The sequence below is a fragment of the Mesorhizobium sp. Pch-S genome (genome assembly GCF_004136315.1).
GTDB lineage: Bacteria > Pseudomonadota > Alphaproteobacteria > Rhizobiales > Rhizobiaceae > Mesorhizobium.
Genome location: NZ_CP029562.1, coordinates 17,221 through 33,984 on the forward strand (window position 1 = coordinate 17,221; position 16,764 = coordinate 33,984).

The 16,764-nt window shown below is 61.1% G+C and carries 17 protein-coding genes and 1 pseudogene; 8 read left to right on the forward strand and 10 right to left on the reverse strand.

What is annotated here, in order from left to right; all coding sequences use genetic code 11:
* Positions 1-121 precede the first annotated feature (121 nt).
* From C1M53_RS00085 to C1M53_RS00100, 4 genes are all read right to left on the reverse strand, one after another.
* Positions 122-643 (reverse strand): CoA-binding protein, encoded by a 522-nt coding sequence (locus C1M53_RS00085; protein WP_129410375.1) that lies wholly within the window; start codon positions 641-643, stop codon positions 122-124.
* Positions 640-1,404: a GNAT family N-acetyltransferase gene (locus C1M53_RS00090; protein ID WP_165358005.1), complete on the reverse strand. Its 765-nt coding sequence runs from the start codon at positions 1,402-1,404 to the stop codon at positions 640-642. Before C1M53_RS00090 ends, C1M53_RS00085 begins: the two co-directional genes overlap by 4 nt.
* Positions 1,401-1,913: a hypothetical protein gene (locus tag C1M53_RS00095; protein ID WP_129410376.1), complete on the reverse strand. Its 513-nt coding sequence runs from the start codon at positions 1,911-1,913 to the stop codon at positions 1,401-1,403. The genes C1M53_RS00090 and C1M53_RS00095 overlap by 4 nt, the downstream gene beginning before the upstream one ends.
* A gap of 71 nt (positions 1,914-1,984) precedes the next feature.
* Positions 1,985-2,803, reverse strand: a complete 819-nt coding sequence (locus tag C1M53_RS00100) for an enoyl-CoA hydratase (protein ID WP_129410377.1) — start codon at positions 2,801-2,803, stop codon at positions 1,985-1,987.
* Between the two features lie 273 nt (positions 2,804-3,076).
* Here C1M53_RS00100 and C1M53_RS00105 point away from each other — a divergent pair, with 273 nt between their 5' ends.
* Positions 3,077-3,523, forward strand: a complete 447-nt coding sequence (locus C1M53_RS00105; protein ID WP_129410378.1) for a PaaI family thioesterase — start codon at positions 3,077-3,079, stop codon at positions 3,521-3,523.
* A gap of 6 nt (positions 3,524-3,529) precedes the next feature.
* On the opposite strand, the gene C1M53_RS00110 is transcribed toward C1M53_RS00105, so the two are convergent.
* Positions 3,530-4,405, reverse strand: a complete 876-nt coding sequence (locus tag C1M53_RS00110; protein WP_129410379.1) for a sigma-70 family RNA polymerase sigma factor — start codon at positions 4,403-4,405, stop codon at positions 3,530-3,532.
* 113 nt (positions 4,406-4,518) lie between these two features.
* On the opposite strand from C1M53_RS00110, the gene C1M53_RS00115 reads away from it, so the two are divergent.
* A complete protein-coding gene (locus tag C1M53_RS00115) occupies positions 4,519-4,977 on the forward strand; it encodes a carboxymuconolactone decarboxylase family protein (RefSeq protein WP_129410380.1) in 459 nt (152 codons plus the stop codon).
* A 52-nt stretch (positions 4,978-5,029) separates the two neighbouring features.
* Here the strand turns inward: C1M53_RS00115 and C1M53_RS00120 are convergent, their stop codons facing one another.
* Positions 5,030-5,881, reverse strand: a complete 852-nt coding sequence (locus C1M53_RS00120; protein ID WP_129410381.1) for an SDR family oxidoreductase — start codon at positions 5,879-5,881, stop codon at positions 5,030-5,032.
* Between the two features lie 156 nt (positions 5,882-6,037).
* Here C1M53_RS00120 and C1M53_RS00125 point away from each other — a divergent pair, with 156 nt between their 5' ends.
* From C1M53_RS00125 to rpsI, 3 genes are all read left to right on the forward strand, one after another.
* Positions 6,038-6,466: a helix-turn-helix domain-containing protein gene (locus C1M53_RS00125; RefSeq protein WP_129410382.1), complete on the forward strand. Its 429-nt coding sequence runs from the start codon at positions 6,038-6,040 to the stop codon at positions 6,464-6,466.
* Between the two features lie 218 nt (positions 6,467-6,684).
* The gene (gene rplM, locus C1M53_RS00130; RefSeq protein WP_129410383.1) at positions 6,685-7,146 is read left to right on the forward strand and encodes a 50S ribosomal protein L13; all 462 of its coding nucleotides are present in this window, start codon (positions 6,685-6,687) and stop codon (positions 7,144-7,146) included.
* Positions 7,147-7,148: 2 nt separating this feature from the next.
* Positions 7,149-7,625 (forward strand): 30S ribosomal protein S9, encoded by a 477-nt coding sequence (rpsI, locus tag C1M53_RS00135; protein ID WP_129410384.1) that lies wholly within the window; start codon positions 7,149-7,151, stop codon positions 7,623-7,625.
* 74 nt (positions 7,626-7,699) lie between these two features.
* Here the strand turns inward: rpsI and C1M53_RS00140 are convergent, their stop codons facing one another.
* Positions 7,700-8,752 (reverse strand): glycerophosphodiester phosphodiesterase family protein, encoded by a 1,053-nt coding sequence (locus C1M53_RS00140; protein ID WP_129410385.1) that lies wholly within the window; start codon positions 8,750-8,752, stop codon positions 7,700-7,702.
* A 207-nt stretch (positions 8,753-8,959) separates the two neighbouring features.
* Entirely contained in the window at positions 8,960-9,583 is a 624-nt protein-coding gene (locus C1M53_RS00145) for an invasion associated locus B family protein (RefSeq protein ID WP_129410386.1), read from the reverse strand.
* A 288-nt stretch (positions 9,584-9,871) separates the two neighbouring features.
* Between C1M53_RS00145 and C1M53_RS00150 the strand changes: the two genes are divergently transcribed.
* Together C1M53_RS00150 and C1M53_RS00155 are read left to right on the forward strand one after the other, a co-directional pair.
* Positions 9,872-11,686: an extracellular solute-binding protein gene (locus C1M53_RS00150; protein WP_129410387.1), complete on the forward strand. Its 1,815-nt coding sequence runs from the start codon at positions 9,872-9,874 to the stop codon at positions 11,684-11,686.
* A 104-nt stretch (positions 11,687-11,790) separates the two neighbouring features.
* Positions 11,791-12,465 (forward strand): DsbA family protein, encoded by a 675-nt coding sequence (locus C1M53_RS00155; protein ID WP_129410388.1) that lies wholly within the window; start codon positions 11,791-11,793, stop codon positions 12,463-12,465.
* Positions 12,466-12,469: 4 nt separating this feature from the next.
* On the opposite strand, the pseudogene mfd reads toward C1M53_RS00155, so the two are convergent.
* Positions 12,470-15,957, reverse strand: a pseudogene (gene mfd / locus C1M53_RS00160) (transcription-repair coupling factor).
* Positions 15,958-15,964: 7 nt separating this feature from the next.
* Entirely contained in the window at positions 15,965-16,267 is a 303-nt protein-coding gene (locus C1M53_RS00165) for a succinate dehydrogenase assembly factor 2 (RefSeq protein ID WP_129410389.1), read from the reverse strand.
* Positions 16,268-16,460: 193 nt separating this feature from the next.
* Here C1M53_RS00165 and C1M53_RS31555 point away from each other — a divergent pair, with 193 nt between their 5' ends.
* The gene (locus C1M53_RS31555; RefSeq protein ID WP_165358006.1) at positions 16,461-16,715 is read left to right on the forward strand and encodes a hypothetical protein; all 255 of its coding nucleotides are present in this window, start codon (positions 16,461-16,463) and stop codon (positions 16,713-16,715) included.
* Positions 16,716-16,764: the final 49 nt, after the last annotated feature.

A 16,764-nucleotide genomic window follows, 5' to 3' on the forward strand; every position in this document is an offset into this window, starting at 1 on the left:
AAAATCGCCGGGCATTCTTGGGCGAGCCGCGCACCGAATGCAAAGAAGATTTTGCCTGTTGAGTGCTATTTTTCAAACCCTCGACCAAGGTTTTGGCAAAACCCTGGAATATTATTGCTGGCTACCTCTGGCGAACGCCAAAACTCTGGAAACCCTGGCGCATGATGGGCTTCTTGGAGGACAGCACGCCCGAATTGACGCCATTCCATCCGATCTCGCCGGAGAGGCGGCCATATTCGATCTTGGGGCAGCGGTTCATCACCACCTTGATGCCGGCGGCCTCCGCCTTTGACGCCGCCTCGTCATGGCGCACGCCAAGCTGCATCCATAGCACTTTGGGCAGCGGATCGAGCGCCAGCACTTCGTCGACGATGCCCGGCACCGCGGCCGGCGCACGGAAGATATCGACCATGTCGATCGGCTGAGGGATATCCGCCAGCCTGGCATAGGTCATACGCCCGAGGATCTCCTTGCCGGCATGGCCGGGATTGATCGGGAAAACCGAAAACCCTTTGTCCAGCATGTATTTCAGTACGAACCAGCTCGGCCGCACGTCATTGGCCGAAGCGCCGACGATGGCGATGGTCTTCACCGAATTCAGGATGCCGGCGATGTAGGCATTGTCATAGCTGTCGTGGTTCATGCGGCATCCGGTGCGAAACGATAATGATAGCTGTAAAGCGAGGTGTTGAAGCCCAAAGCCCGGTAAACCGCAAGGGCTGGATGATTGTCGGCCACCACCTGCAGGCAGGCCTTGTCTGCTCCGGCGCCGCGCGCCCAGTTCATCAGCGCACCGACCGTCCGCTTGGCCAGTCCGTTGCCACGATGGTTCGGGTGAGTGGCGACAGATTCCACCACCAGCATGCCGTGGCAGAGGACACCATAGGCGATCGAGGCGGTGCGACCACCGGCGCGCGCCGAGGCGAAAGCTTTCGGCAGATTGATCGAAGCGACCATGTCGCGGAAGATCACCGGATCCTTCGCCAGGCGGTCTCGTAGATCGAACCAGTTTTCTGTTGGTTCGGTCGTCACCGTCACATCATTGGCATCGGATAGAGGCTGGGTCGCCAAAGGCGCCAGCAATGTCAGCGTGCTCGCCTGTGTCGTGTAGCCGCGCCGGTCGAGTTCGGCCGACATCTCGCGCGTGAAATCGGTGAGCCGGAACACCGGCACCTGGCGGAAACCACGATAGAAAGCTTCGACCCTGTCGATCAGCGCAGCATCGCAATGGCGCTCGCCCGCCAGCGGATTGGCGGAGTTGGTCCGGCGGATGCCGCCGCCCGAACGGCGCAGCAACCAGCCCTCGGCAACCTGCTCCACCGCTGCTGGCCAGGCCTGGCGACAGGCCTCCTCGACGTGCCAGACAGTGTTGGGCCGGATGTCGAAAACGAGGCTTTGGCTCATTGGGGTTTGAGGATCATTATCGATCCTTTTAGGCCAGTTATTTGGTCTCGAACTTCAGCAAATATACCATCCGTTCGAAAAAACCATCCAGGAGCTAATTCAAGTTCTGGGTATTCGAAATTCGAAGATCGCCTCGAAATCGCAGCTAGACCGACAAGGAATTCCTTTATCTCTTCGATCGTAACGTCCCCATGGAAAACAGCATTTTCAATCCTAGAAAATACCTTCGATTTGTACTTGTCCTCTCTGATCTTCTCAGCGTTATCACGCGCCAAGCCTGCAAGTATTCGAGCCATCGTTAAATGCGAAACGATTATTGGCGCATCAGTGAAGGTTCTATCCGATTTCACCAGATTGCAGCGCGCACAAATGGGTGCCCAATTTTCAAATGATTCCACTTCAAATGCTTGATCGAGCCCATATTTTTCTTTGATCTCGGCAAATCTGCTCTGCTGGCAGCCAACTGACTTTGGAACAATGTGATCAACTTGGCAGTCTTGGAACTGCACAGGTCGTCCGCACCAAGTACAACGACCATCGCGCGACATCCAAACCCCATAGGGTCCAGTTTGTCCAATGATTATTCCCCCTTCCATTCCGGCTGCCGCTTGCCGATGAAGGCACCGATGCCCTCTTCGGCGTCGCGCGCCAGCATGTTGTCCACCATCACGCGTCCCGCATAGTCATAAGCGTCCGAGAGCCCCATCTCTGCCTGAGCATAGAAGGCTTCCTTCCCAATGCGGATCGTCAAAGGCGATTTTGAAGCAATGGTTTGCGCGTATTTGGTCACGACCTGATTCAAGTATTCGCGTGGCACGATGCGGTTGATCAGGCCGAATTCCTTGGCGGTCGCGGCGTCGATGGTTTCGCCGGTCAACAGCATTTCCATAGCCTGCTTGCGTGAGACATTGCGCGACAGCGCCACCATCGGCGTCGAGCAGAACAGACCGATGTTGACGCCCGGCGTGCAGAATGTCGCCTCATGCGAGGCAATCGCCAGATCGCAGCTGGCGACGAGTTGCAGGCCGGCTGCTGTCGCCAATCCATCGACAGCCGCGATCACAGGCTTCGGATGACGCACGATGGCCTGCATCAAGGTCGAGCATGCGGCGAAGGTCTTTTCAAAGAAGGCCCTGCCGCGGTCGCCTTCATTGCGATTGGCGGTGAGTTCCTTGAGGTCGTGTCCGGCACAGAACACCTTGCCGGAAGCGGCGAGCACAATGACGCGCACGGACGGATCCTCGCGCAGCCGGTCGAATTCCGCCTGCAACGCAGCCATGACAGCCAGGGACAAGGCATTTGCGGGCGGGCTGGCAAGCGTGATCCGGGCGATGCCATTGACCTGCTCGGCCAGTACCGGCCCGACGGGTTCGGTCTTGATGGCGACGATTTCGGCCACGTCTTGATCTCCGCTGTTCGACGAACCAGCCGTCGGTTTCGTTCAGTATGGAACAAAAGAACTAGCACGCTGCCGATTGAAGGAAAGGCTTTGGGCATGCTTTCTGGACCTTAGAGCGTTTCCGTTTTCAACGGAAACTCGGAAACGCTCTAACTCTTTGTTTTTTCGCAATTCCGGACGGAAAACCGTTACACACTTTTCCTGGAATTGCTTCAACACCTTAACAGGCGTGAAGCTTCAACCGAAGCGCCACGACAGCGAACGGACGATGCCATGCCGATGCAGGACGATCTCAAGCCGGTGTTGACCGCCGGCGAGGCCAATGACCTCCTGAAGTCGGTCTACCCGCAGCTCAACGACGATTATCTCGCCTATGAGGCGGTCGACATCTTTCCGGGCGGCTGCACGGTTCGCCTCAATGCAGACGAGCGGCACCTGCGCCCGGGCGGCACTGTCTCCGGCCCCTGCCTGTTCACGCTGGCCGATATTGGCGGGTATGTCTGCGTGCTTTCCCACGCGGGCCCTGATGCACTGTCCGTCACCACCAATCTCAACATCAATTTCATGCGCAAAGCCGAAGCAGGACCGGTTCTCGGCCACTGCCGCATCCTGAAGCTGGGCAGGAGCCTGATGGTCTACGACATCGATATCGTCGCAGGGGCGACGGGACACACGGTCGCGCAGGCCACCGGTACCTACTCGATTCCTCCGAAGCGCTGATCGCATTCACTCGAAAATCGCCACATCCATCCCAGCCAGGCTGTCGTGTTCCGCGACCGCCTCGATGCCGGCGATGCGATCGCCTTTCAGTGTGACACGCAAGACAAGCAGTGTCCGGCCACCGGCCTCGACCACGACGCCGAGCGCACCATCGAGCATGGCCGGCTTTGCGCTACGGGCACGGCCGTTGAACGCATTGGCAACCGCCGTCGGCCCATGCAGTTCGGCCTCGGAGCCCAACCGCATCGCGGCCTCATCAGCCCGGAACACGACCCCCGGATCGAGAATGGAGAGCAGCGCCTCGAAATTGCCGTCACGTGACGCCGCGATAAAGGCTTCAACGACTTTGCGCTGGCGGGCACGGTCCGCCTCCGGCGAGACCGAAGTGCCCTGTACGCGCTGGCGGGCGCGGCTGGCCAGCTTGCGTGTTGCATCGGTCGTGCGCCCGACGATCGGGGCAATGTCATCGAACGGCAGGTCGAACATGTCGTGCAGGACGAAAGCGACGCGCTCGGCCGGCCCAAGCGTCTCCAGGACGATGAGCATGGCAAGACCAATGGAATCGGCCATGGCGAGTTGATGCTCGGGATCGTAGGAAATGGTCCCAGCCTCCGACGGCAACTCCGGCTCTCCGTCGCCGATCGGATCTTCGCGGCGCAATTTGCGTGAGCGCAGCATGTCCAGGCAGATGCGTGCCACCACCGTTCTCAGCCAGGCACCGAGATTGTCGACATCGCCGACATCGGTCCGGTTCAGCCGCACCCATGTTTCCTGCACGGCATCCTCGGCCTCGGTGCGGGATCCGAGCATGCGGAAGGCAACAGCTTTCAGATGAGCGCGGTTCGCCTCGAACTGGCCTGCCAGAATCTTTTTTTCGTCCATCGGTCACATTCCCTGTCTGCCGTGCGTCATGCCGATGACGAACGAAATCCGACCGATGTGACCACAAGGCGCGGAAATCGTCGCGAACCCGATCTAACACGGAGATGAAAACCATGCAGGCGAGAATGAAGAACCCGGTCTTTGTAATCCCCGAAGCCATGCAGGCGCTGATGGCGCTCAACAAGGCGACGGAAAAGAGCGGCCTTTCCGAGGTCACCACCAAGCTCGTCCACCTGCGCGCCAGCCAGATCAATGGATGCAGCGTATGCGTGGACATGCATGCCCAGGAATTGAAGAAGGCGGGAGAAACCGACCGCCGCATCTTTGCCGTGGCAGCCTGGCGCGATACGCCGTTCTTCAACGAAGCCGAACGCGCAGCGCTTGCACTCACCGAGGCTGTCACGCGCATTGCCGACCGTTCGGACGCCGTGCCGGACGATGTCTGGAATGAAGCCGCCAAATATTACGACGAGAAGGCCATATCCGGGCTGCTGCTGCAGATCGCACAGATCAATGTTTGGAACCGGCTGAACGCCAGCGTGCGGCAAGTAGCTGGCGCCGCGTGGAATTGATTGAGGACACGCCGAAGGCTGGGAGGTGCCCAGCCTTCGGCACGATTGTTTGCTATGCTGCCTGGAGCCGGCGAGCGACGTCGCCGATCGATTCTTCAAGCGAGCGGGGCTTGCTTCCCGACAAGGTCTCGACCGCATCGGTCGTCGCAGCCACCCATCCCTCAGCGACAGGATGGAAGATTGCCGCCAGAAGTTCGGCATAGCCCTGCGACAATCCACCGGCCACCGTTTCATCAATGAAAGTGCGGTCATCTACCGGATTGTAGCGGATCGTCCGCCCGAGCGCCTTCGACAACAGCGCGGCCGCCTCGGCATAGCTGTAGGCCTTGGAGCCGGTCAACGCGAAGGCCTTGCCGTCGTGACGGTTCGTAACCAGCGCGCTGGCGGCGGCAGCGGCGATGTCACGGGCATCGACGAAACTCGTCCTGCCCTCGCCCGCCGGCACGCGAATTTCACCGGCCTGCACGCCCCGCACCCAGTAAGTCGCGAAATTGTCGCTGAACCAGTTGGGGCGCAGGATCACGAAAGGCGTACCGGAGCGCTCCAGCTGCAATTCGAGTTGTCGGAACGGAATGGCGTCGCTTGCGTCAACGCCGATCGCCGTCTGGAGAACCACCTTGATCTTGCGTGGCGCCGCGGCTTCCACCACGGGCCCCAACAGCCCGAGTTGGTCGAGGTAACCCGCTGGGGAAACGGCATAGATGCGGTCGACGCCGTCCAGCGCCGGATCGATGCTGCGCGGATCGGACAAGTCGAGCCGAGCGGGTTCGGCACCGGCCGGCAGGCTCGGGGATGCCGCACGGCTTGCCGCCTTGACCTGCTCTCCCTTGCCTAGCAGCTCAGCCACCAGCGGTGCTCCGACATTGCCTGTCGCCGCCAGAACCAGGATCTTTCCCTTGGACATATCAAACTCCTTACGCTTTCTTTTTGAAAGCGAGTTTCAAACAGAAGCTTGTTAGCCAAGGGAAACGTGCATAAAAAGAAGGCACTATCCGGTTACAAGGTGGCACGCGCCGTCCCCAAGTTACCGGCAGGTAATTGCCTCAACGGACGAGCAGCCATGCGCAACTATGACGTCTATGCCGAGAACTGCCCGACAAGGCTGCTGCTCGATCATATAGCGGACAAATGGACCGCGCTGGTTCTGTGGAAAATTTCGGATGGACCGGTGCGCTTCAACCAGTTGCGCCGCGACGTCGAAGGCATCTCGACAAAGGTGCTGTCGCAGACCTTGAAACGGCTCGGCCGCGATGGGTTGATTGCGCGCAAGGTCTTCGCCACCGTACCGGTCACCGTGGAATACTCGATCACCCCGCTGGGCAACACACTCGCGGAGAAGCTCTCGGCCATCACGGAATGGGCCGAAGCCAACATCGAAGCGGTGATCGCAGCCCAGGAACGCTTCGATCGCGAATGTGTCTGCGCAGGCGGGCCCGAGGCTATGAGCGGCCCGAAACGTGGCCTCATTCAGCCTGCCGGAATGCGGTAAAATAATACCACAAATCCAAGCTACTGTTTTTGAATACTTTTTTAGAAAACACGCGATTTCCGGCCGCTTGACGAGGTCGACGGCCTCTCCTATAAGCCACACAAAGCAGCGGCCCGCAAAGGCCGCCGTTTTGTTATTGGCAGTTGGCGTATGCCAGCCGGCAATAAAAGCAACAAGAAACGCCTTCTTTTGAAGGTCCGAAACGAAAGCATGTAACCATGGCAACCTTTTCGCAGAAGCCTGCGGACGTGGTGAAGAAGTGGGTGCTGATCGACGCCGAGGGTCTCGTCGTCGGTCGTCTGGCATCGCTCGTCGCCAACATCCTGCGTGGCAAGAACAAGCCTACCTTCACGCCCCACGTCGACGACGGTGACAATGTCATCATCATCAACGCCGACAAGGTCGTTTTCACCGGCAAGAAGTACACCGACAAGGTCTACTACTGGCACACCGGTCACCCCGGCGGCATCAAGGAGCGCACTGCGCGCCAGCTGCTCGAAGGCCGCTTCCCGGAGCGTGTTGTCGAGAAGGCCGTTGAACGCATGATCCCGCGCGGTCCGCTCGGCCGTCGCCAGATGAAGAACCTCCGCGTCTATGCTGGCGCTGAGCATCCGCACACCGCCCAGCAGCCTGTGACGCTCGACGTCGGCGCGCTGAACGCCAAGAACAAGAGGGCTTGATAATGGCTGAGCTTTCCTCGCTCGCAGAACTCGGCTCGGTCGCGCAGACCGCGCAGCCGGCTGCTCCGGTCCACGTCCAGAAGCTCGACAAGTCGGGCCGCGCTTACGCCACCGGCAAGCGCAAGGACGCCATCGCCCGCGTCTGGGTGAAGCCCGGCTCCGGCAAGATCACTGTCAATGACAAGGAATTCGGCGCTTATTTCGCGCGTCCGGTCCTGCAGATGATCCTCAACCAGCCGATCATCGCGGCCAACCGCGCCGGCCAGTACGACATCGTTGCCACCGTTACCGGTGGCGGTCTCTCCGGTCAGGCCGGTGCAGTGCGTCATGGCATCTCCAAGGCGCTCACCTATTACGAGCCGGCGCTGCGCGCAGTGCTCAAGAAGGGTGGCTTCCTGACCCGCGACAGCCGTACCGTCGAGCGTAAGAAGTACGGCAAGGCCAAGGCCCGCCGCAGCTTCCAGTTCTCGAAGCGCTAAGCGGTTCAACGGATCAAAATCGAAAAGGCCGCCTCCGGGCGGCCTTTTTGCTTACACGGCTAGCCCGCATACGCTCAATTGATGCTGGCTGTCGTCGTCGGCAGATCGGGCCGCCTTTCGCCATACGGCACACGATAACCCTTGGTGGCCAGCCACTCGATCGCAGCCCGCGGCTCATCCGTCTGGATGATGGTGGCGCCGCGCTCGGCCCAGAAACCCCAGCTCTCGGCAGGCATTCCCGCCGCGACGGCCAATTCGTCGCCACGACCGCCAGCCAGGAACCCGCCCGGCTTGTTGAGGATGGCGTAGGTGTTCGCCCACAAATGCCAGCCGCCGCGCACCGCAGCCGCGCGCATGCGGGTCGAAAACAGCGCGCCACCGTTCGTGGTCAGCGCTTCGCCACCGTTACGCCAGTTGATCAATTCCATGGCGCGAGAATTGAAGGTGCGGGCGACCTTCTCGACGAAAGCCGCATCACGCACGGCGTCGTCAGCGATGATCGGCATGAACTGAAAGCCTTTGCCTGCCGCCCTCAGCGCGGCTCCGACCTCGGCGATGCGGGCATCGTTCCAGATGTTCTCCTTCACCACGACCTGTTCGGCCATGCCGAGCGCCCTCGCCTCGGCGATGATGCCGGGCAACGCATCGGTACCGAGTTTGTTGTCGACATTGACCAGGATCCGGCCGCGCGTGACGACAAGCAGTTCGGCGAGTGTCGATACCGCTTCATTCGTTTCGACGCGCCCAGCCTCGATCACAAGCCGGCAGCCTTTGAGTTCGGCCACTGTGCGTTCAGCAGCCTCGCCCCTGCACGTCGTAGTGCGATCCAGCCAGCTGTCGTGCATGACGATGAAGGTGCCGTCCTTGGAGCGGCGCACATCGACTTCGATCATTTCCGCACCGGCAGAGATCGCATCCTCGATGGCAGCCAGCGAGTTTTCCGGGAAACGCGCCTTGCCGCCCTGCAGACCACCGGCGCGATGCGCCACGACCATGACATGATCACGCCACTGGTTGGCATGCTGCAGCCGGTCGAGAATGAGCGCCGTACGATCCTGCCCCGCACCAGCACCAGGTGTCATCGTCAGCATCGCGGCCAGTGCCGCGCCGAGCCGTGCCATCCGCATAAAGAATCGCTCCGTGCCGGAAAAGGCGATTTGAAAATCGCCTGGATCGAGGCCGCTCTTAGCGGCCCGGCATGACGACGGCGTGAACGAAGCCGGCTTCGAAAGCGCACTAGCAGCGCTGCTGCAGGCTGCTCGCAAACAAAAAAGCCCCGGTCGAAACCGGGGCTTTTTCATTCAACATCATCCGGCCTCGCGGCCGGCCGGCGATTACTGCGCCGTCTTGGCCTTCTCCTGCTCTTCCTTGAGCTTCTTGGAGAAGTCCTGGTTGTTCTTGTTGACGAACTCCTGCAGCTTCTTCTGACGGTCTTCGATGTCAGACTGCTGCATGGCCGGGCCGTCGAAAGCAGTGCCGAAACCGGTCAGCGGGATCTTGATCGGGTTCGGCTGTGCCTGGAAATTGATCGAGGTCAGCGTGATCTGCTGGCCCTTCTTGAAGGAGGTGACGAGCTGGTCGGTCAGCGGCACCTCGGCAACGCAGCGATCCGGGAAGCAGATGACATAGTCGAGCTTCTGCGCCTTGTTGTTGTCGATCTGGAGGGCGATGCCGGGAGGAACCAGACGGCCGCTCGGTACGGTGACCTGGAACACCTTGCGGTTCACCTTGCCGCGCAGGTCGATCAGGCTGACGCCGGTGATCAGCTGGCCATTGCCGGCGGTCTGGATGTTCTGCACGTTGCAGATATCGACGTCTTCCTGCTTGGTGCAGGCCTTGAACCAGCCCTGCGGGATCTGCTGCTGAGCGGAAGCAGCCGGAACGCCTGCACCCAGGATGCCGACGACGCCAGCGGCCATGAGCGAAAGACGATGAGCTTTGCTGTTCAGGCTCTTCATATGATGAACTTCCTCTACCTTGATCCCCGTAGCGGCCTTCAGACCTTGGCGTGCTACCTCTTGCCCAAATGAGGCAACAGAATGACTTCGCCCGGCGTGTTACACCGGCATTGTTCCCGAATCCAGCCCACCAGAGCATTTCCTGCCCAGTTTGAGCGTTCTGTTCTTTGCCAGCTTCGTCAGCCGGCTTGCACCAGCTGCCCGACCATTTCTCGACTATGGCCACGGTACGGCCACAGCTCATGCTAGGTTGCGTCTCGAATCACATGTCCCGTTCGAGGCTACGGCATGAGCCGCTCTTTCTACTGGCTGACCGCCGCGTTTCTCCTGGCTGGCAGCGCATCGACCCTGGCCGAGCCGAAATACGGCATCGCCATGCAGGGCGAACCGGAACTGCCAGCCGGGTTCACCCATTTCCGCTACGCCAATCCCGATGCGCCGAAGGGCGGAAATGTGACCTATTGCGTTGTCGGCTCGTTCGACAATCTCAACCCGTTCATCATCAAGAGCCTGCGCACGACCGCGCGCGGCATGATCGACACGATCTACGGCAACCTCGTCTTCGAGCCGCTGATGCAGCGCAACTACGACGAGCCCTTTGGCCTCTACGGCCTGCTTGCCGACAGCGTCGACATGGATCCGGAGCGCAAATGGATCGAGTTCCATATCGATCCCAAGGCCAAGTGGTCGGACGGGCAACCGGTGACGCCGGAAGATGTCCTGTTCACCTATGACGTCTTCACCGAAAAGGGGCGCCCTCCCTATTCCGATCGCATGAAGCGGGTGGAGAAGCTGGAAAAGACCGGCGAGCGCAGCGTACGCTTCACCTTCAACGAACTATCGGACAGGGAATTCCCGCTGATCATCGCGATGACGCCGATCATCCCCAAACATGCCTTCGACAAGGAGACATTCGACAAGACGACCCTGAAGCCGCTGATCGGTTCGGGCCCCTATACGGTCGACAAGGTGATGCCGGGTCAGCGCATCATCTTCAAACGCAATCCGGACTACTGGGGCAAGGACATCCCTTCCAAGCGCGGCTTCGACAATTACGACCGCATCACGATCGAATATTTTCTCAACTCCAATGCCCAGCTTGAGGCGTTCAAGAAGGGAATTTGCGCGGTCAACATGGAGACTGATCCGGTCAAGCGCGAGCGCGACATGGATTTCCCGGCCTTCAAGCGCGGCGAAGTGATGGCGGAAACGTTCAAGAGCGGCATTCCGCCCGTGATCACCGGCTTTCTCTTCAACACCCGCCTGCCGAAATTCGCCAACGCCGAGGTGCGCCATGCGCTCGGCATGCTTTACGACTTCGAGTGGGCCAACAAGAACCTGTTCAACAACCGCTACGCGCGCCTGAAGAGCTTCTGGCAGGATTCCGAACTTTCAGCCCTCGGTCACCCGGCCGGTGACAAGGAGAAGGCGCTCCTGGCACCCTACCCCGGTCGCGTCCCCGCCGACGTGATGGATGGCACATGGTTGCCTCCGGTCACGGATGGCAGCGGCCAGGACCGCAAGGTGCTCAAGGCAGCCTTCGAGATCCTCAAGGGCCAAGGCTATCATATCGAAAGCGGCCAGATGCTCGACAAAGAGAGCCAGCCCTTCACTTTCGAAATCCTGACATCGTCGCAGGATGAGGAACGGCTGGCATCGCTCTATCAGCGCACGCTCGCCAAGATCGGCATCACCGTCTCGATCCGTTCACTCGATGGCGACCAGATCCAGTCGCGCAAGCAACGCTATGATTTCGACGTCCTGATCGGCGCCAGCGGTTTCAACAATTCGCTGTCGCCCGGCATCGAACAGCGAGGGCGCTGGGGATCGGAAGCGGCCAAGGTCGACGGTTCGTTCAACCTGGCCGGCGTCGCCGAACCCGCCGTGGATGCCGCGATCAACGCCATGCTGAACGCGCGCACCAAGGAGGATTTCGTCGCCGCGGTGCGCGTACTCGACAGGTTGCTGATCTCGGGCAACTATATGGTGCCCATGCAGTACAATCCCGACCAGTGGGTCGCATACTGGACCTATCTCGAGCATCCGAAGGTAACGCCGCTGTTCGGTTATCAACTGCCGGTATGGTGGCGCAAAACTGACTGACCCCGGGTGTTTCCGATTTTCGGAAACTCTTTGTTTCATGCAATTCCGGACGGAAATCCGCCGCGCACTTTCCTGGAATTGCCATACCGCGAAAGGACGAAGCGATGAGCGAGACCCTGAGCATAGACGTGGTGTCGGATGTCGTCTGCCCCTGGTGCTTCCTCGGCGAGAAGCGGTTGCAGCATGCGATCGGAAGCCTGAAGGATGTAAGTGTCGAGGTGCGCTGGCGTCCGTTCCAGCTCGACCCGACCATTCCGCCGGAAGGCAAGGACCGCAAGGCCTACATGCAGGCCAAGTTCGGCGACGGTGATCGGTTGAAGCAGATCCACGCCAATCTGGTCTCGCTGGGTGCCGTCGAAGGCATTTCCTTCGATTTCGACGCCATCAAGGTTGCCCCCAACACCTTGGACGCGCATCGCGTCATCCGCTGGGCCGGGACCGCTGGCGTCGCCGTCCAGAACAAGCTGGTCGACCGCCTGTTCAGTGCCTATTTCGAGCGCGGCGAGAATACCGGCGATCCTCACGTACTGATCGAGGCTGCGCGCGAGGCCGGAATGGACGTCTCCATCGTCGAGACGCTGCTGCCAACCGACGCAGATGTCGAAGCGGTGCGTGCCGAGATTGCCACCGCCGCACGCATGGGCATCACCGGAGTGCCATGCTTCCTGATCGAGGGGCGCTATGCGGTGATGGGTGCACAGGACACCGACACGCTTGCCGATGCGATCCGCCAGGTGGCCGAAGCCAAGGCGCGCGGAGAACTGGAAAAGGCGGTCTAGAGGCCTACACCGCCAGTTTCGCGAGCTGCGTCATCACGACCGCGGAACCCGCCAGGCGCTTTTCGGGGGTTGGCCAATCGCGGACAAACACCACGCTTTGATCCGGCCTGATCTTGGCCAGGGATCCCTGCTCGCCGATGAACTTGACCAGCCCAACAGGATTGGAGAACTCCTTCTTGCGGAACTGGATGACGACTCCCTTGGGGCCAGCATCGAGTTTCTCGACATTGGCCTTGCGGCACAAGGCCTTGATGAAGACGATCTTCAGCAGGTGCTTCACCTCCTCCGGCAGCGGGCCGAAGCGGTCGATCAGTTCAGCACCGAAGGCGTCGATCTCCTCGGTGGTCTCCAGGTCGCCCAGGCGCCGGTAGAGCGCCAGCCTGAGCTGCAGGTCCGGCACATAACCTTCGGGGATCATGACGGCTGTGCCGACGGTGATCTGCGGCGACCAGCCGGTGTCAGCGACCTCGCCGGTGTCCTTCACCTCCGCAACCGCCTCTTCGAGCATCTGCTGATAGAGTTCGAAGCCGACCTCCTTGATATGACCGGACTGCTCCTCGCCGAGCAGATTGCCGGCACCGCGGATGTCGAGGTCGTGGCTGGCAAGCTGGAAGCCTGCCCCCAGCGTGTCCAGTGACTGCAATACCTTGAGGCGACGGTCGGCGGTGTCGGTGAGCTTCTTGTTGGCGGGCAACGAGAACAGTGCGTAGGCGCGCACCTTGGAACGGCCGACGCGACCGCGCAGCTGATAGAGTTGGGCGAGGCCGAACATGTCTGCGCGATGCACGATCAATGTGTTGGCTGTCGGAATGTCGAGGCCGGATTCCACGATGGTGGTGGAGAGCAGGACATCGTACTGACCGTCATAGAAGGCGTTCATGATGTCGTCAAGCTCGCCCGGCGGCATCTGGCCATGGGCGACGGCTACTTTGAGCTCCGGCACTTCTGCCTTCAGGAAGTCATGGATCTCCGAGAGATCCGATATCCGCGGCACGACATAGAACGAATGGCCGCCACGATAGCGCTCGCGCAGCAGCGTCTCACGGATGACCAGCGGATCGAAAGGCGAGATGAAGGTGCGTACCGCCATGCGGTCGACCGGCGGCGTGGCGATGAGCGACAGCTCGCGCACGCCGGTCAGCGCCAGTTGCAGCGTACGCGGAATAGGCGTCGCCGACAGTGTGAGAACATGGACGTCGCTCTTCAGCTCCTTCAGCCGCTCCTTGTGCTTGACGCCGAAATGCTGCTCCTCGTCGACGATCAGCAGGCCGAGGCTCTTGAACGAGATGGAGGAACCCAGCAGCGCATGGGTGCCGACGACGATGTCGACCGTGCCGTCGGCGATGCCTTTCTTGGTTTCCGCCAGTTCCTTGGTGCCGACCAGCCGCGAAGCCTGACGGACGCGGATCGGCAGGCCTGAAAAGCGCTGCGAGAAGGTCTTGAAATGCTGACGCGACAGCAGCGTCGTCGGCACCACAACAGCGACCTGGAACCCTTCCATGGCCGCGATGAAAGCGGCGCGCAGCGCCACTTCGGTCTTGCCGAAGCCAACGTCGCCGCAGATCAGGCGATCCATCGGCCGGCCGGCAGAGAGATCCTCGGTGACCGCGTCGATGGCCGACTGCTGATCGTCGGTCTCCTCATAAGGGAAGCGTGCGGCGAACTCGCCATAGAGCCCGTCCGCAGGCACCATGGCAGGCGCTGCACGCATCTGACGTTCGGCGGCGATACGGATCAACTGGCCGGCCATGTCCAGCAGCCGGCGCTTCAGCTTCGCCTTGCGCGCCTGCCAGGCGCCACCGCCCAGCTTGTCGAGCGTGGCCTCTGCCGAGTCCGAACCGTAGCGGGACAGCAGTTCGATGTTCTCGACCGGCAGGAACAGCCGGTCATCGCCGGCATAGCGGATTTCCAGGCAGTCGTGCGGTGCGCCGGCGGCCTCGATGGTTTTCAGGCCGACGAACCGGCCGATGCCATGATCGGCGTGGACGACTATGTCGCCATGCGACAGCGAAGCAGCCTCGGCAATGAAATCGGCCGCCCGCTTCTTGCGCTTGGAGCGGCGTACCAGCCGGTCGCCCAGAATGTCCTGTTCGGCAACGACGACCAGGGCATCGGTCTCGAAACCGGTTTCCAGAGGCAGGACAGCCAGCCCCGCCTCGCCCGGCGCCAGCTTTTCTGCTTCGGCCAGCGACACAACCTGCTTGATGTTGCCGAGATGGTGTTCGGCCAGGATCTGGCCGAGACGGTCAAGCGAACCTTCGGTCCAGCCGGCGACGATGACCCGGCGCCTGGCCGCACGCTCCTCGGCAATGTGTTTGACCGCCACGTCGAAGACATTGGCGTTGGGGTCCGCGCGTTCCTCGGCGAAGGAGCGGCCGGCACGGGAGCCGGCGTGGAAAACCTTGCGTCCCCCGGCGTCCGGTGCATCGAACGGCGTGAATTCGATCTGCTCGCGTTCTCCGGTTGCCGCCTTTACGTCATCCGGCGCCAGATACATCTGCGCCGGCGCCACCGGCTTGTAGGGCACGGCATCCTTGAGCGCGGCGTCCGCCTGTTTGCGCCGTGCCTCATAGTGGTCGAGGATGAGATCGTGTCGCTCGACCAGCGCCTCATGGGCCAGATGATCAAACACCACCGGTGCATCCGGCAGGTATTCGAACACTGTTTCCAGCCGCTCGTAGAAGAACGGCAACCAGTGCTCCATGCCGGCGAAACGGCGGCCTTCGGAGACCGCCGCATAGAGACCGTCGTCGCGCGACGGCGCACCGAAGGCCTCGATGTAGGAGCGGCGGAACCGGCTGATGGTTTCCGGCGTCAGCTCCACCTCGCTCATCGCCTGCAGCGTCATCGACTTGCGCTGGCCGGTCGTGCGCTGGCTGGCGACGTCGAAGCTGCGGATCGATTCCAGCGTGTCGCCGAAGAAGTCTAGGCGCAGGCCTTCGCTCCAGCCCGGCGCGTAGAGATCGAGGATACCACCTCGTACGGCGAACTCCCCGATATCGCGCACCGTCGGCACACGTTCGAAGCCAGAATTCTCCAGCCGCGAAATCAGCTTGTTCATGTCGACCTGATTGCAGGTCTGGCATGGAAGGTCTGGCTTTCCAGCAGTTCGGCAGGTGGCATGCGCTGCAAGAGCGCGTTGACGGTCGTCAGCACGATGGCCCGGTGCGGCTTCCTGGCCAGAGCGATCATCGCCGCCAGCGCGTCCAGCCGGCGCCCCGCAGCGTCGGAACCTGGTGAAACACGATCGTAGGGCAGGCAGTCCCAGGCCGGCAGTTCCAGCACCGGCAGCCCGGGCGCAGCAAAGGCCAGCGCCTCGACGATGGCGGGCAGGCGCTGGCCGTCACGAGCCACGAACAGCAACGGCCCGTCCGGTGCGATTTCGTTCGCCGCCTGCACCAGTGCAAAGGCTTCGAAGCCGTCGGCAACGCCGTCAACGATATAGGAGGCGGCGCGGCCCTTGGGCAGGCCGATTTGGGGTATCAGGCTCATGGTCGTTTCAGAATTCGAGCGTTTCGCGCGACGCCAGGATCTTGTGCAGGATCGGCAGACCGATGTCACCCGGAACCGGTTCGCCGCCGGTCAGCCAGGGCATCAGCACCGTATCGGAAATTTCGAGAAGCTTTTCATATTGGTGGATCTCGTCAGCGGTCAAGCTGGCGATCTCGCGCTCGGCGAAGTTGCCAAGGATGAGATCCATCTCCTTCATGCCGCGATGCCACGAGCGGAACAGGAGCTTCTTGCGATGCGGGTCCAGTTCATTGTTCGCCAGTCTTGCGTTCGATGGTGTCGTTGCGGTCATGGCGGCGGCATCCCTTACTTGCAGGGCGCATATAGCGTGGATAGGCGGCGGTGTCAGCCTGTTCGCCGATCAAGGCCTGCTCACGGCTCGGTTGCGATGCTCCGGACTGTGATTGATCTCACAGTCGCACGCCCGGCTTCGTGATCAGATTTCCGGTGCACTCAAGCACCTGGTCACATGAGGGAGCATGATTATGGTCAAAGCAGTCACCAAAAGTCCCGTCAAGACCACTGCCGCCAGCCTGAAAAGCACAGATGTAAAGTTCGGCGACAGTTTTCTCAGCGATCCGTCGAAAGCCTTGAAAGCCAAGGGCCTGGTCATTTCAGACGCCGAGGCCACCCGGCTCTCCCGCGAAGTCGCCAAGCTGAGAACGCGCCCCGGCGGCGCGCTCACCGGCTCCGAGGCCGCGGAAACCGAAGTCACAGTGTCCGTCGGCGTCAAATTCTGACGACGACTGGAGGATCGACGGCGGTAAACCGCCGTCGATCCGGCATGCG